The organism is Bradyrhizobium sp. P5_C11_2 (assembly GCF_054049755.1).
This window is the reverse complement of sequence record NZ_JBFULT010000134.1, coordinates 1-14239: the sequence shown is the minus strand read 5'-3', so window position 1 is coordinate 14239 and position 14239 is coordinate 1. Positions and strand designations below refer to the sequence as shown.

Sequence of the window (14239 nt, the reverse complement as noted above, 5' to 3'; positions counted from 1 at the left end):
GAGCCCAGCACCTTGCCGCCGTTGGCGGTGACCACGCTGGAGGCGTCGCGCTCCAGCGAATGGCCGAAGGCGTAGTCGTCGGTGATGAAGAACCAGCTGTCGCCGCCGCGCTTGACCACGGCGTCAGCGGTGCCGACCGCGAGCGCGCGGGTGTCGAACACCCACTGGATCGCATAGGGCGAGCAGAACTTGCCGTGGAAATCCGCGGTGCCGGTGGAGTGGGTGATGAACAGCCGCTTCTTCTCGTTGGCGACGTTCTGCACCGCGAGCCCGACCGCCGAGACCGGCACGTCGACGATCAGATCGACCTGATCGACGTCATACCAGCGCCGCGCGATGCCGCCGCCGATGTCGGCCTTGAGCTGGTGGTCGCCAATGACGATGCTGATCGGCTTGCCGAGCACGGTGCCGCCGAAATCGTCGATCGCCATCTGCGCCGCCGTCACCGAGCCCTGGCCGGTCGGCGCGGAGGCCGGGCCGTTCATGTCGGTGAGCACGCCGATCTTGACGACGTCGTCGGAAACCTGCGCCATTGCGGCGCCCGACATCAGCGTCGCCGCCAAGAACGTGGCTGCAAAGCCGGCAGCGACCGGCAGTCCAAATCTCGTTGGATTCACGCTTGTCCTCCCCTGATCCGGCTCGTTGGCCGGTGTTGCCGTCCGGGTATGCCCGGCTGAATTGGTTTCTTTTGCAACTATTTGGGGGCGGGCGTCAATGTCAGGCCGCGAAGCGGATCTGCCCCGCCGGCGAGGGATCGTAGCCGGTGAGCTCCTCGGCACGCTGCCGCAGCCGTCTTTCGCTGAGGAATCGGATCAGGGCCTGCATGGCGGGGCGGAAATAGCTGCGCTGCCGCATCGCAAGGTCGAAGTTTTCCCAGGCCAGCGGCACGAAATCGAGGCCGGCCGAGCGCGCCGCTGCGCGCGTCGCCACCCCGCAATCGGCTTGTCCCGCGCGGATCACCTCGGCGAGATCCGGACCGGTCAGGCCCGGCGTCTCCACCCGGCGCAAATCCCGCATCGTGGCGCTTGCGCGCTTCAGCAGCACGTCAAGCAACATCTGCGCACCTGTGCCTTGTTGTCGCATCGCCATCCTGGCGCCGAGCGCGAGCACGTCGGACAGGCCGCGCAGCCGCTTGGGATTGCCCGGCGGMAGCATCAGACCCTGCTCGCGGCGCACGAATGCGACCAGCACCGCATCGTGCAGGTCCGGAGCGGCCCGCAGCGCCTCGACACTGGCGTCGCTGGCGGGATTGTCGGCCGCATCCAGGCTGTGGAAGTGCACCGCCACGGCCATCACCTCGTCGCGCTGCAAGCGCTCGAGCCCGCGCGCGCTGCCCTCGCTCATCGATCCGAGGCCGGAGCCCGACTCGCGCAGGCTCCAATCCAACAGCTCGTCATGACTGCCGCCCACGACCGGCGGCGGCTCCGCCGTCAGCATGCCGGCCGGACGCGCCAGTCCCGACAACACCCAGAGGTCGAGCTCGTGCCGGGGAAACAGCCACTTTCCGGTCACCTTGGTGCAGGGGATCGCGCCGTTGGTGACAAGTTCGTACAGTTTGCGCTCGCCGAGCCTGAGATAGTCGGCGGCTTCACTGGTCGTCAGGAATTCCATCCTGCATTCCTATGCAAATTCTTGCTTCTTTTTTGAGGTTCGACGCAGGTGGAATTCTGCAGTTCAATTTCGGTCCGCGCGAACCATGCCTGATGATCTCGCTGCTTTGCAACACATGCTGACAAGCGATTTCACTTTGATCACGATCCTCAGTCGCTCGCGTGGTGCGGGCCTTGCGATCGTTGCTTTCGCCGTCGCAGTCGACATGCCGGTCGGTGCGTTGCCGATCTTTCCCGGGCGACCCGTCTCGGCGCGATCGCCGGACGCGCGGCGTCGGTAGTGGTCCAGCTCGCGCTCTATCTCTTGTTGTCGCTGCGCGTGGTGAATGGGCAAACGCGTCACGAGTGCGGCGCAATCGATCATCATGATGACCGCATCGTATCGAACGGGAACCCGGTCATGGCCTTTCGCCGCCTCTCCGCTGCATTTGCGCTTCTCTGCGGCCTTGCCGCGGGCATTGCGGCGTCATCCGCGGAGGATCGCGCGATCGTCCTGGCCACGACGACAGCGACGCAGGAGTCAGGCCTGCTCGACTACCTGCTGCCGATCTTCCACGACAAGACCGGCATCGACGTGACGGTGATCGCACGGCGTGCCGATGAGGTGCTCGACGGACCGCGACGGGGTGAGGTCGATGTCGTGCTGATGCATGCGCGGCCGCAGGAGGAGAAATTCGTCGCCGACGGTTTTGGCGCAAAGCGCTTCGACGTGATGTACAACGACTATCTGCTGATCGGGCCGAAGAGCGATCCCGCCGGGGTGAAGGGCAAGGACATCGCGGCCGCGTTGAAGGCGATCGAGGCCAAGGGCGCGCCGTTCGTGACGCGCGGCGATCGCTCCGGCACCCATGCCGCGGAGCTCGCGCTCTGGATCGTCGCCGGCATCGACATCGCCAGCGCCAAGGGCGCATGGTATCGCGAGGCCGGACGGGGCATGGCCGCGGCCCTCGATGCCGCGCGCGCGGCGAACGCCTATCTGCTGTCCGACCGTGGGGCCTGGATCGCTTTCAAGGATCGCGGCGACCTCGACGTCCTCGTCGAAGGCGACAAGCGGCTGCTCAACCAATACGGCGTGATGCTGGTCAATCCGGAAAAATTTCCGAACGTGAAGAAGGAACTGGGGCAGACCTTCATCGACTGGCTGATCTCGCCGGATGGCCAGGCCGCGATCGCCGGCTACAAGGTCGACGGGCAGCAGCTGTTCTTCCCCAATGCGGACAAGTCGGCCGGCTGATGTGCGTGCCGTGAGCGGTTGCCAAACCGGGCGATGCATGGTCCATCATGGCGCATGACCCAGCGCCTGCCGCCATCGCTCACGCCGCTCGACACCGCGCTCGCCGCGTTGCTGCGAGGCGTTGATCCGATCGCGCCGATCGAATTGCCGCTGACCGAGGCGACCGGCTGCATCGCGGCGGGGGCGCCGTTGCTCGCAGCCCATCCGCCTCGTGATATCGCGGCTGCCGATGGYTGGGCGTTGCGCGCCAATGATCTCGTCGGTGCCTCCTCCTATTCGCCGCTGCCGCTGACAGAAGCCCCGGCATGGGTCGAGGCCGGTGAAGCCATGCCCGACGGATGCGATTGTGTGCTCGACGCCGATGCGGTGGACGTGTCGGGTGCGCTCGCTCAGGTGCTGGCCGAAGGGCTGCCCGGACAGGGCGTCAGGCGCGCCGGAAGCGACGTCGCAGAACGGACGCCCGCCGGCGCGGAGGGACATCCCGTCGGTGCGGCCGCTCTGCTGCTCGCGCGCGTGGCGGGGGTGGACAGGTTGAGCGTTCGCCGGCCGCTTCTGCGCATCGTCAATGTGCCCGATGCGACGGCGACGACGCATATGATTGCCGACATCGCACGTGCAGCGGGACTGGATGTAACGACGCACGAAGCCGGCACGCGCGACGCGTCATCGATCGCCGATGCGCTCGATGCGTCCTCCTGCGATCTCGTGGTCACGATCGGCGGCAGCGGCGTCGGTCGCCGCGATGCCGCTGTCACGGCGCTGGCGCGGCGCGGTGAGGTGATCGCCCATGGCCTTGCGCTCCAGCCCGGACGCACCGCCGCGGTCGGGCGGCTCGGAAAAGTTCCCGTTGTCGTCTTGCCCGGCTCGCCGGATCATGCGCTGGCCGCCTGGTTCGCGCTCGTGCTTCCGGTCATCGACCGATTGTCGGCGCGGCGGCCGCGGCGTCCRGTGACCTTGCCGCTTGCGCGCAAGATTGCATCGGGTGTCGGCATCGCCGAAGTCGTGTTGTTGGCGGACGAGCAGCGCGCGTGGCTGCCGCTCGCGGTGGGTGAATGGCCGTTGCAGGCAATCGCCGGCGCGGATGCATGGCTGCTCATTTCCGCTAGCCACGAGGGATTTGGTGCGGGCGCGCCGGTCGATGCCTATCTGATACAGGAGTGATATGGTTCGGACATGACCATGAATCCGCTGCCGCAACTCGAACAGGAACAGTTCCTCAAGATCCTGTCGCGCGAGGAAGCGCTGGCGCGCTTCGAGGCCGCGCTGTTTCCGCGCGCGCTGCCGAGCGAAACGCGCCCGCTTGCCGATGTGCTTGGCGCGGCGCTTGCCGAGGACGTCACTGCGCCGATCGACGTTCCGCCCTTCGATCGTTCCAATGTCGATGGCTTTGCCGTCCGCTCGGCCGACCTCGCAAGGGCCGGCGAAGGTGTGCCCGTTCGCCTTGCGCTGAACGGGGAGACCATCCACTGCGGCACTGCGCCGACGCTGCCAGTGGCGGCGGGAACCGCGACGCCGATCGCCACCGGCGGTCCGGTGCCGCGCGGCGCCGACGCCGTCGTCATGGTCGAGCACACCCAGCCGGTCGGATCGGATGCGATCGACGTCCGTCGCGCCGCCTCACCGGGGCAATTCGTGTCGTACGCCGGGTCCGACATCGCGCGCGGCGAGGCGCTGCTGCGCGCCGGTACGATCATCGGCTCGCGCGAGATCGGCATGCTGGCGGCCTGCGGCATTGCCGAGGTGACTGTCGCGCACAAGCCGCGGGTCGCCGTGATCTCCACCGGCGACGAACTGGTTCAGCCCGGCCAGGTGCTTCCGCCCGCCGCGATCTACGACACCAATGGCGCGATCGTCGCAGCGGCGATCGACGAGAACGGCGGTGAGGCAATCTTCCTCGGCGCCATTCCCGACGACGAAGCGAAACTCGAATCCGCCATGCGCCGCGCGCTGACGGACGCCGACATGCTGGTGCTCTCCGGCGGCACGTCGAAGGGCGCGGGCGATCTGTCCCACCGCATCATCGGCCGGCTCGGCACGCCCGGCATCATCGCGCATGGCGTTGCGCTGAAGCCCGGCAAGCCGCTGTGCCTCGCGGTATGCGACGGCAAGCCGGTGGTGATCCTGCCGGGCTTTCCGACCTCGGCGATGTTCACCTTCCACGACATGATCGTGCCTGTGCTGCGGCGCATGGCCGGCCTGCCGCCGCGCTCCGACGCCAAGGTGAACGCGACCGTGCCGGTGCGTATCGCTTCCGAGCTCGGCCGTACCGAGTTCGTCATGGTCTCGCTGGTCGACGGCAAGGACGGCTTGATCGCCTACCCCTCCGGCAAGGGGTCCGGTGCCATCACCTCCTTCGCGCAGGCCGACGGCTTCTTGCGCATCGATGCGCTGGCCGATCAGATGCCGGCCGGCACCGAGGCCGAGGTGACGCTGTTCACGCCGCATGTGCGCGTGCCCGATCTCGTCATCGTCGGCAGCCATTGCACCGGCCTCGATCTCGTCACCGCGCCGCTCGCGCGCGCGGGCTTGGCCGTGCGGTCGATCGCGGTCGGCAGTCTCGGCGGACTTGCGGCGGCGAAGCGGGGCGAATGCGATCTGGCGCCGATCCATCTGTTCGACGACAAGAGCGAGACCTACAACACGCCCTATCTCGTCGAGGGCCTCGAGCTCGTGCCGGGCTGGCGGCGGATGCAGGGCATCGTGTTCCGGAAGGGCGACAAGCGCTTCGAGGGCCTCAGCGCAAAGGACGCCGTTGCCGCCGCGCTCACGGACCCCGCCTGCATCATGGTCAATCGCAACCAGGGCGCCGGCACGCGCATCCTGATCGACCGGCTGCTCGGTGGCGCCCGCCCGGAGGGCTACTGGAACCAGCCGCGCTCGCACAACGCCGTGGCCGCAGCCGTCGCGCAGCACCGCGCCGACTGGGGCATGACCATTGCGCCGGTCGCCCATGCGGTCGGCCTCGGTTTCATTCCGCTCGCGGAAGAGCATTATGACTTTGCGCTGGTGACGGCGTGCAAGCAGCGTCCGGCGGTGCAGGCCTTTCTCGACGCACTCGGCTCGGACGAGGCGCGTGCGGCACTGGAGCAAGCGGGCTTCCGGCCCGCCTAAAGCGCGTGGTCGCGCTTTAGGTCTTTTATTTGAGCATGATCTTCTCGGAAAACCGCTACACACTTTTCCGGATCATGCTCTAGACGACGATGCGGCGTTCAAGCCGCGCGACRGGGTGGGGGACGCGATGGCAAGGCCGCTTTCGGTTGCGATCGTCGGTGCCGGGATGGGCGGGCTTGCGACCGCTGCCGCACTTCGGCGTGTCGGCATCGACGTGACGGTCTACGAGCAGGCGACCCGGTTCGCCCGCATCGGCGCCGGCATCCAGATCGGCTGCAACGCGATGAAAGTCTTGCGCGCGCTGGGGCTGGAGGGGCGGATGCGCGAGCACGCGTTCTATCCCCGCTCCTGGAACAATCGCGACTGGAAGAGCKGCGACATCAAGTTCGACATGATCTTCGGCGAGAGCGCGGAGCAGAAATTCGGCGCGCCCTATCTGCTCGCCCATCGCGGCGATCTGCATGCGGCGCTGGCGAGCGTGGTGCCGGACCAATGTGTCAGGCTCGGCCACAAGCTGATTGGTCTCGACGAGACCGGCAACGGTGTCCGGCTGACTTTTGCCGATGGCACGAGTGCTGTCGCCGATGCGGTGGTCGGCGCGGACGGCGTCCATTCGGTCGTGCGCGACATCCTGTTCGACACCGCGCCGGTCAAGTTCACCGGCCGCATCGCCTATCGCACCACCTATCCCGCGGCGCTGCTCGGCGGCGCTGGAATCGACGACTGCACCAAATGGTGGGGCGAGGATCGCCACATCGTCATCTACTACGTCAAGCCCGACCGCAGCGAGGTCTACCTCGTCACCAGCCAGCCCGAGCCGGATTTTCGCATCGAGTCCTGGTCGGCCAAGGGCGACGTGCGCGATCTGCGCGCATCGTTCGAAGGCTTTCATCCGCAGGTCGCTCGGGTGCTTGCCGCATGTCCCGACGTGCATAAATGGGCGATCATGGATCGCGACGCGCTGGATCGCTGGGCCGACGGCAAGGTGACGCTGCTCGGCGATGCCTGCCATCCGATGACGCCCTACATGGCGCAAGGCGCAGCCATGGCGATCGAAGACGCCGCCGTGCTGTCGCGTTGCCTCGACGGCATCGACCGTGACGGCGTCGCCGCCGCATTCCGCCGTTTTGAGGCAACGCGCAAGGAACGGACCACGCGGGTGCAGGAGACCTCGCGCGCCAACATCTGGCTAAGGGAAAGAACCGATACGAGCTGGGTCTATGGCTACGACGCCTGGACCGTGCCGCTGGCGGCTTGAGCGGCCCGCTCGCGCTTGCGCCGACGCTTCTTGTCAGAGCGCCGCATCGAGCGCTGCCAGCCGCTCGGCCTCGGCGATGTCCTCGACTGTGTTGGCATTGAAGAACGGATCGAGCGGCTCGGCCGGCCACGTCACCGTCGCGAGCGGATAGCGCGCGGTCCAGCGGTCGATCTTGCGCAGGTCCTCGACCACCAGCGCGTGGCGCAATTCGTCGCGCAAGGCAACGCACCACAATCCGATCACCGGATGCGACTGGTCGCCTGATGCGGCGACTGCAAGCTGCGCGCTCTCCCGCTCTCGCGCTTCATGCAGGCGCGCGACGAGATCGCGCGGCAGGAACGGGCAATCGCCTGCGGCGCTGAGCACCCATTCGATCTCCGGCCGGTTCGCCGCGGTCCAGTCGAGCGCGGCGAGGATGCCGGCGAGCGGGCCGGGAAAGCCGGGCACGTCGTCGGCGATGACCTGCAAGCCGAACGCGGCGAAGCGGGCCGGATCGCCGTTGGCGTTGAGGATCAACCCGGCGCATTGCGGCGTCAGGCGCGCGATCACGCGCTCCAGGATGGTGCGGCCGCCGATGGTGCGCATCGGCTTGTCACCGCCGCCCATGCGCCGCGCCAGGCCGCCGGCGAGCAGCACGCCAACAGTCGGCGGAATGCGCGTCGCCGGAATACTAGTCGTCACCAGCCTCACCCTTGCGCTTGTGCTTCGCCGATTCTTCCTCGACGTAAGCGAGGTTCTGGTCGTAGACGATGCGTTCTTCTCCCGACAACGCGATGAACCGCTTTCCGCGCGCGCGGCCGACCAGCGTCAGCCCGACTTGCCGGGCCAGATCGACGCCCCAGGCGGTGAAGCCCGAGCGCGACACCAGGATCGGAATCCCCATCCGCACCGTCTTGATCACCATTTCCGAGGTAAGGCGGCCGGTGGTGTAGAGGATCTTGTCGGACGCGTCGACGCCGTGGCGGTACATCCAGCCCGCGATCTTGTCGACGGCGTTGTGACGGCCGACGTCCTCGGTGTAGCACAGCGGCGTGCCTTCCTTGCACAGCACGCAGCCGTGGATCGCGCCGGCCTCGAGATAGAGCGAGGGCATGGTGTTGATGGTCTGCGTCATCTGGTAGAGCCAGGAGGTGCGCAGCTCGGCCTTCGGCAGCGCGACGCTCTCGACCGCCTCTAGCAGATCGCCGAACGCAGTGCCCTGCGCGCAGCCCGAGGTTTGCGTGCGCTTCTTCAGCTTGGCTTCGAAATTGGTGTGGTGCTCGGTCCGCACCACCACGACCTCGAGATCGTCGTCGTATTCGACCTCGATGACCGCGTCATCATATTTCAGCATGTTCTGGTTGAGCAGATAGCCCAGCGCCAGATATTCCGGGTAGTCGCCGATCGTCATCATGGTGACGATCTCCTGGGAATTCAGGTAGAGCGTCAGCGGCCGCTCCACCGGTACCTTGATCTCGACTTTTGCGCCGCTCTGGTCGGTCCCGGTCACGCGCTCGGTCAGGCGCGGGTCGGCCGTGTCAGGGACGATCAGGGGGACGGGGGCTTTGTCGATCTTCATCATGGCCGCGAGGTTAGCATGACATTCGGGTCAAGCCGATATAAGCATGCATACGACGAAGGAGAAGGCGGTTCCGGCCGCATGACACGGCTGGCGGAGATCGAGTTGCGATGAAAGTCATCGGCCTTGCGGGCTGGAGCGGTGCAGGCAAGACCACGCTGTTGACGCGGCTGATCCCGCATTTCAACGCGCAAGGCCTGCGCGTCTCCGTCATCAAGCATGCCCATCACCAGTTCGACGTCGACGTGCCCGGCAAGGATTCCTGGCGGCATCGCGAGGCGGGCGCGGCCGAGGTGCTGGTTTCCTCGGCGAACCGCTGGGCCTTGATGCATGAATTGCGCGGTGCGGCGGAGCCGCGGCTGCCGGAACTCTTGAGCAAGCTGTCCGCGGTCGATCTCGTCGTGGTCGAAGGCTTCAAGCGCGAACCGCATCGCAAGATCGAGGTGCATCGCGCCGCCAACGCCAAGCCGCTGCTGTTCCCCGACGATCCCGGAATTGTCGGGATCGCGGCCGACACGGTGGTTGAAACCCGGCTGCCGACCGTCCATCTCGATGATATCCCGGCTGTGGCGGCGTTGCTGCTGCGCGCGGCGATGCCGGTCGAGGAAGCGGTCGCTAGAAGCGCTGCGATGCGCTGACGAGGCACCATGGCGCAACTGTCCGACGATTGCTTCGCCTTTGGTGGACCGATGATGTCGGTCGACGAGGCCGTTCGCCTGATCACGACCCGCGTCAACGCGATTGCCGACCTCGAGACGGTGACGCTCGTCGACGCCGACGGGCGCGTGCTGGCGCGCGATATCGCAGCGCCGCTGCCGCTGCCGCCCTTCACCAATTCCGCCGTCGACGGCTATGCCGTGCGCAATGCGGACCTGCCGCAAGCGGAGGAACGGGCGTTGCCGCTCGACGGCCGTATTCAGGCCGGCGGTCTCGCAAGCGTCGCGATCAAGCCCGGCCACACCGCACGGATTTTCACCGGCGCGCCGATGCCGCTGGATGCCGAGACCGTCTTCATGCAGGAAGACGTGCGGATTGATGACGCGGGCAATGTGGTGCTGCCGGCCGGGCTGAAGCCCGGCGCCAACGTCCGCCCTGCCGGCGAGGATATCGCCGAGGGTCACGTTGCGTTGCGTGCCGGCCAGCGGCTGCGTCCGCAGCATGTCGCCCTCGTCGCCGCGTTCGGCCTGACCCGGCTCGATGTCGTCAGGCGCATCCGCGTCGCGGTGTTCTCGACCGGCGACGAGCTGGCTTCGCCCGGCGAGCCGCGCGCCGCCTCGCAGCTGTTCGACTCCAATCGCTTCATGCTGATGGCGATGCTGCGCCGGCTCGGCTGCGAGGTCTCCGATCTCGGCATCTTGCGCGACGAGCGGACCTCGCTTGCCCATGGCCTGAAGCAGGTCGCGGGCACACACGATCTGATCCTCACCACCGGTGGCGTCTCGACCGGCGAGGAGGATCACGTCAAGGCGGCGGTGGAGAGCGTCGGCTCGCTGGTGCTGTGGCGGATGGCGATCAAGCCTGGCCGGCCCGTGGCGATGGGCATCATCGATGGCACGCCGCTGATCGGGCTGCCCGGCAACCCCGTCGCGAGCTTCGTCACGTTCGTCCATGTGGTACGGCCGACCGTGCTGGCGCTGGCCGGCAGCCTGCCGGAGCGGCTCACGCCGATCCCGCTGCGCGCGGCCTTCACCTACAAGAAGAAGGTAGGCCGGCGCGAATATGTTCGCGCCTCCCTGCGGCGCGGCGGGGACGGTACGTTGGAGGCGGTCAAGTTCCCGCGCGAGGGGGCCGGGCTGCTGTCCTCCCTGGTCGAGACCGACGGGCTCGTTGAGCTCGGCGAGGACATCGCGCGTGTCGAGCTGGGGCAGAGTGTCGGTTTCCTGTCTTATGCCGATCTGACCTAGAGGCCTGCGTTGACGCTGCCGACCTGTCTCGCCATGTTGCGCTCATGACCAGAACGACGCTCGATCTCACGGGGCTGAAATGCCCGTTGCCTGCCTTGAAGACGCGCAAGGCGCTGAAACCCTTGCAGCCGGGCGATCAGCTCGAAGTACACTGCACCGACCCGCTGTCGGTCATTGACATTCCAAACCTGATCCGCGAGACCGGCGACAAGGTGGAGATCACCGAGCGCAACGACGTGCGCATCGTGTTCTTGATAGAAAAAGCAAATGGCTCGATAGAGATTGCCAATGGTGCGCCGCCGTCCTGAGCGTTACCGCGCTGATACCGACCATTTGTCTATCGACATCGATCATGGCTTCTGCCCAAACTGACTTTCTCCGTGCAGGCGCGGAGGTTGAGTCTTGTCTGCGATACGCGGATCAACGGGCCGAAGACGAAGCTTGCACGTGGTATCGGGCATAGAGCCCCGCTCAAGGGGTTAATTTTTCAGACGCGCGTGACGATCCTGGCGCGCGTTGGATGATCGTGTGGAGCAGCAGGGACAGTTGGCTGCACCGCACCGAGCTGAGAGCAGGATCGTAGTGGCAGGCCGCTCAGAAGGGTGGCTTAGGGGAGGAATGCATGGCTTCAATTGAGAGCGCTGGGACACTTTCGGGCGCCGGCGCAGGTTTTCTTGATCGCGAGCGGACCATCGCGACCGCCGGCTTCAATCGCTGGCTGGTGCCGCCGGCTGCGCTCTGCATCCATCTCTGCATCGGCATGGCCTACGGCTTCTCGGTGTTCTGGCTGCCGCTGTCGCGCGCGATCGGACTGAGCGCGCCAAAGGCCTGCGGAGATATTTCGCTGCTTCAGGAGCTGTTCACGACCAGTTGCGACTGGAAGGTCGCCAGCATGGGGTGGATGTACACGCTGTTCTTCGTGCTGCTCGGCATCGCGGCTGCGGTCTGGGGCGGCTGGCTGGAGCGCGTGGGACCGCGCAAGGCCGGCTTCGTCTCGGCGCTATGTTGGTGCGGTGGCCTCTTCCTCGGTGCGCTCGGGGTCTACACCCATCAGCTCTGGCTGTTGTGGCTGGGATCGGGCGTGATCGGCGGCATCGGTCTTGGCCTTGGCTACATTTCGCCGGTGTCGACGCTGGTGAAGTGGTTCCCGGACCGCCGCGGCATGGCGACCGGCATGGCCATCATGGGCTTCGGCGGCGGCGCCATGATCGGCGCGCCGCTGGCGAACCTGCTGATGAACTACTTCAAGACCCCGACCTCGGTCGGCGTCTGGGAGACCTTCGTCGCGATGGGCGTCATCTACTTCGTGTTCATGATGATCGGCGCGTTCCGCTATCGCCTGCCGCCGCCCGGCTGGCAGCCCGAGGGCTGGACTCCGCCGTCCAAGGCCAACGCGATGATCTCGAAGAACAACGTCCATCTCAACGACGCGCACAAGACGCCGCAGTTCTGGCTGATCTGGTGGGTGCTCTGCCTGAACGTGTCGGCGGGTATCGGCGTGATCGGGATGGCTTCGCCCATGCTCCAGGAGATCTTCGCCGGCAAGCTGATTGGCCTGCCGGACGTCGGCTTCAATGCGCTCGATGCCGGGCAGAAGGCGCAGATCGCGGCGATCGCCGCGGGCTTCGCCGGATTGCTGTCGCTGTTCAACATCGGCGGCCGCTTCTTCTGGGCGTCGCTGTCGGACAAGATCGGGCGCAAGAACACCTACTACACCTTCTTCATCCTCGGCATCGTGCTCTATGCACTGGCGCCGACCTTTGCCGCGATGGGCTCGAAGCTGCTGTTCGTGCTCGGCTTCGGCATCATCCTGTCGATGTATGGCGGCGGCTTCGCCACGGTGCCGGCCTATCTTGCCGACATGTTCGGGACCCAGTTCGTCGGCGCCATCCATGGCCGGCTGCTGACGGCGTGGTCCACCGCGGGCATCATCGGCCCCGTCGTGGTCAACTACATCCGCGAGTTCCAGCTCGCGGCCGGCGTGCCGCGCGACCAGCTCTACAACACCACCATGTACATTCTCTGTGCGATGCTGATCGCGGGCCTGATCTGCAACTACCTGATCAAGCCGGTCGATTCGAAGTGGCACATGAAGGAGGCCGATGTCGCCAAGTTGCAGGCAGCGAGCGCCAGCGCCGCCGCCGCGGGGCCGCACGGCTCCTACGGCATCGGATTTGGCGGGCTTGACGCCAAGGCGGCGATGTTCTGGGCCTTCGTCGGCGTTCCCCTGCTCTGGGGTGTCTGGAAGACGCTGGAGAGCGCGGTCAAGATATTCTGATCGCCATCGAGACCGCCGCGGGATGTTCATCAGCGCGTCCCGCGGCGTTCGCCTTTCAAACATCATCAAGAATGGGACTTAGGGGATTTAAATGCTTCGCACCCGAATTTGCCTTGCAGCCGTGCTGCTCGCTGCCGGCCTTCATGCCGCCTCCGCGCAGACCACGACTGCGCCCGCGACGCCGGCTACGACCACGGAAGCCAAGCCGGGCAAGATCAAGCTCACGATGCAGAAGCTGAAGGACATGAAGGCGAAGTGGTCGGCCAACAAGCCGAAGCTCAAGGCCTGTCGCGCTGACGTGAAGTCCAAGGGCCTCACGGGCGACGATCGCTGGTTCTACATCGAGGAGTGCATGAGCAAGACCTAGGGCCAGGTTCCGCAATGGCGTTTGCGTAAGGGCACGGGTTTGAGGGCCAGATGTCCCTTAAATGCTTATTGGACCGTATGAATTGTCTTGGCATCTGGTATGCCAGAGGGTAGACTTGGACCTGTTCTAAAGAAGAGTTACGAGACGCATTGATGAGCCACGACGTGCACGAGGTCCGTTCGTTCGAACATCCGGGCGAGGGACGGAAGCGAGCCAAGGCCACGCCCAAGGGGCGGCAGGTCGACCCTACCGCCGCGCACGAGATCGAGCAGCTGCTCGCCGACAAGCCTCGGCGGCGCGATCTGCTGATCGAATATCTGCACCTGATCCAGGACAAGTATCACCAGATCTCGGCCGCGCATCTCGCCGCGCTCGCTGACGAGATGAAGCTTGCCTTCGCCGAAGTGTTCGAGACCGCGACCTTCTATGCGCATTTCGACGTCGTGAAGGAAGGCGAGCCGGAGATCGCGCCGCTGACGATCCGCGTTTGCGATTCACTGACCTGCGCGATGCTCGGGGCTGAGAAGCTGCTCGAGGATCTTCAGAGCTCGGCCGGTCCCGGCATTCGCGTGGTGCGCGCGCCCTGTGTCGGCCGCTGCGATACGGCGCCTGCGGCGGAAGTGGGACACAATTTCGTCGATCATGCCACCGTCGGCAACGTGCTGGCAGCGGCGAAGGCCGGCGACACCCATGCGCATCCGCCGAAATATATCGACTACGATGCTTACGTGGCGGGCGGCGGCTACAAGCTGCTCAACCGGCTGCGCTCCGGCGAACTGTCGACCGACGATCTCCTGAAGGCGCTCGACGATGCCTCGCTGCGCGGCCTCGGCGGTGCCGGTTTCCCGACCGGGCGCAAATGGCGCGCGGTGTTGGGGGAGCCCGGTCCGCGGCTGATGGCGATCAACGGCGACGAGGG

Annotated in this window: 15 protein-coding genes; 10 read left to right on the top strand and 5 right to left on the bottom strand. The window is 66.2% G+C overall.

Features of this window, described 5'->3' with window-relative positions:
- From ACXJL8_RS15415 to ACXJL8_RS15405, 3 genes are all read right to left on the bottom strand, one after another.
- Positions 1-617: ABC transporter substrate-binding protein (locus ACXJL8_RS15415; RefSeq protein ID WP_456685197.1), on the bottom strand; the 617-nt coding region annotated here is incomplete at its 3' end.
- A 100-nt stretch (positions 618-717) separates the two neighbouring features.
- Positions 718-1611 carry a substrate-binding domain-containing protein gene (locus ACXJL8_RS15410; RefSeq protein ID WP_456621553.1) on the bottom strand — a complete coding sequence of 298 codons (894 nt, stop codon included), beginning with the start codon at positions 1609-1611 and terminating at the stop codon, positions 718-720.
- Between the two features lie 63 nt (positions 1612-1674).
- Complete coding sequence (locus ACXJL8_RS15405) at positions 1675-1977, bottom strand: hypothetical protein (RefSeq protein WP_456621554.1); 303 nt, start codon at positions 1975-1977, stop codon at positions 1675-1677.
- Between the two features lie 33 nt (positions 1978-2010).
- On the opposite strand from ACXJL8_RS15405, the gene ACXJL8_RS15400 reads away from it, so the two are divergent.
- From ACXJL8_RS15400 to ACXJL8_RS15385, 4 genes are all read left to right on the top strand, one after another.
- Positions 2011-2844 carry a substrate-binding domain-containing protein gene (locus ACXJL8_RS15400; protein WP_456621555.1) on the top strand — a complete coding sequence of 278 codons (834 nt, stop codon included), beginning with the start codon at positions 2011-2013 and terminating at the stop codon, positions 2842-2844.
- Positions 2845-2898: 54 nt separating this feature from the next.
- Entirely contained in the window at positions 2899-4005 is a 1107-nt protein-coding gene (locus ACXJL8_RS15395; RefSeq protein WP_456621556.1) for a molybdopterin-binding protein, read from the top strand.
- A gap of 12 nt (positions 4006-4017) precedes the next feature.
- The gene (locus ACXJL8_RS15390) at positions 4018-5955 is read left to right on the top strand and encodes a molybdopterin biosynthesis protein (RefSeq protein WP_456685196.1); all 1938 of its coding nucleotides are present in this window, start codon (positions 4018-4020) and stop codon (positions 5953-5955) included.
- Positions 5956-6082: 127 nt separating this feature from the next.
- Entirely contained in the window at positions 6083-7213 is a 1131-nt protein-coding gene (locus ACXJL8_RS15385) for an FAD-dependent monooxygenase (RefSeq protein WP_456685195.1), read from the top strand.
- Positions 7214-7246: 33 nt separating this feature from the next.
- Here the strand turns inward: ACXJL8_RS15385 and mobA are convergent, their stop codons facing one another.
- Complete coding sequence (gene mobA, locus ACXJL8_RS15380; protein WP_456621624.1) at positions 7247-7897, bottom strand: molybdenum cofactor guanylyltransferase MobA; 651 nt, start codon at positions 7895-7897, stop codon at positions 7247-7249.
- Positions 7884-8774, bottom strand: coding sequence for a formate dehydrogenase accessory sulfurtransferase FdhD (gene fdhD / locus ACXJL8_RS15375; protein WP_456621559.1), 891 nt, complete (start codon positions 8772-8774; stop codon positions 7884-7886). The genes mobA and fdhD overlap by 14 nt, the downstream gene beginning before the upstream one ends.
- A 107-nt stretch (positions 8775-8881) precedes the next feature.
- Between fdhD and mobB the strand changes: the two genes are divergently transcribed.
- The 6 genes from mobB to ACXJL8_RS15345 all read left to right on the top strand — a co-directional run.
- Positions 8882-9409: a molybdopterin-guanine dinucleotide biosynthesis protein B gene (mobB, locus tag ACXJL8_RS15370; protein WP_456621560.1), complete on the top strand. Its 528-nt coding sequence runs from the start codon at positions 8882-8884 to the stop codon at positions 9407-9409.
- Between the two features lie 9 nt (positions 9410-9418).
- Positions 9419-10675 carry a molybdopterin molybdotransferase MoeA gene (locus ACXJL8_RS15365; protein ID WP_456621561.1) on the top strand — a complete coding sequence of 419 codons (1257 nt, stop codon included), beginning with the start codon at positions 9419-9421 and terminating at the stop codon, positions 10673-10675.
- Positions 10676-10719: 44 nt separating this feature from the next.
- Positions 10720-10983 carry a sulfurtransferase TusA family protein gene (locus ACXJL8_RS15360; RefSeq protein WP_456621562.1) on the top strand — a complete coding sequence of 88 codons (264 nt, stop codon included), beginning with the start codon at positions 10720-10722 and terminating at the stop codon, positions 10981-10983.
- A 314-nt stretch (positions 10984-11297) separates the two neighbouring features.
- Entirely contained in the window at positions 11298-12953 is a 1656-nt protein-coding gene (locus ACXJL8_RS15355) for an L-lactate MFS transporter (protein WP_456621563.1), read from the top strand.
- 91 nt (positions 12954-13044) lie between these two features.
- Entirely contained in the window at positions 13045-13320 is a 276-nt protein-coding gene (locus ACXJL8_RS15350) for a hypothetical protein (protein ID WP_456621564.1), read from the top strand.
- 152 nt (positions 13321-13472) lie between these two features.
- Positions 13473-14239, top strand: a 767-nt coding sequence (locus ACXJL8_RS15345; protein WP_456685194.1) for an NAD(P)H-dependent oxidoreductase subunit E, incomplete at its 3' end; no start/stop codon positions are given.

Bases quoted from the DNA above. Each gene is read 5' to 3' on its own strand.
- ACXJL8_RS15405 (WP_456621554.1), bottom strand. From the start codon at position 1,977: ATGATGATCGATTGCGCCGCACTCGTGACGCGTTTGCCCATTCACCAC.
- ACXJL8_RS15360 (WP_456621562.1), top strand. From the start codon at position 10,720: ATGACCAGAACGACGCTCGATCTCACGGGGCTGAAATGCCCGTTGCCT.
- ACXJL8_RS15365 (WP_456621561.1), top strand. From the start codon at position 9,419: ATGGCGCAACTGTCCGACGATTGCTTCGCCTTTGGTGGACCGATGATG.
- fdhD (WP_456621559.1), bottom strand. From the start codon at position 8,774: ATGATGAAGATCGACAAAGCCCCCGTCCCCCTGATCGTCCCTGACACG.
- ACXJL8_RS15350 (WP_456621564.1), top strand. From the start codon at position 13,045: ATGCTTCGCACCCGAATTTGCCTTGCAGCCGTGCTGCTCGCTGCCGGC.
- ACXJL8_RS15400 (WP_456621555.1), top strand. From the start codon at position 2,011: ATGGCCTTTCGCCGCCTCTCCGCTGCATTTGCGCTTCTCTGCGGCCTT.
- ACXJL8_RS15390 (WP_456685196.1), top strand. From the start codon at position 4,018: ATGACCATGAATCCGCTGCCGCAACTCGAACAGGAACAGTTCCTCAAG.
- ACXJL8_RS15355 (WP_456621563.1), top strand. From the start codon at position 11,298: ATGGCTTCAATTGAGAGCGCTGGGACACTTTCGGGCGCCGGCGCAGGT.
- mobB (WP_456621560.1), top strand. From the start codon at position 8,882: ATGAAAGTCATCGGCCTTGCGGGCTGGAGCGGTGCAGGCAAGACCACG.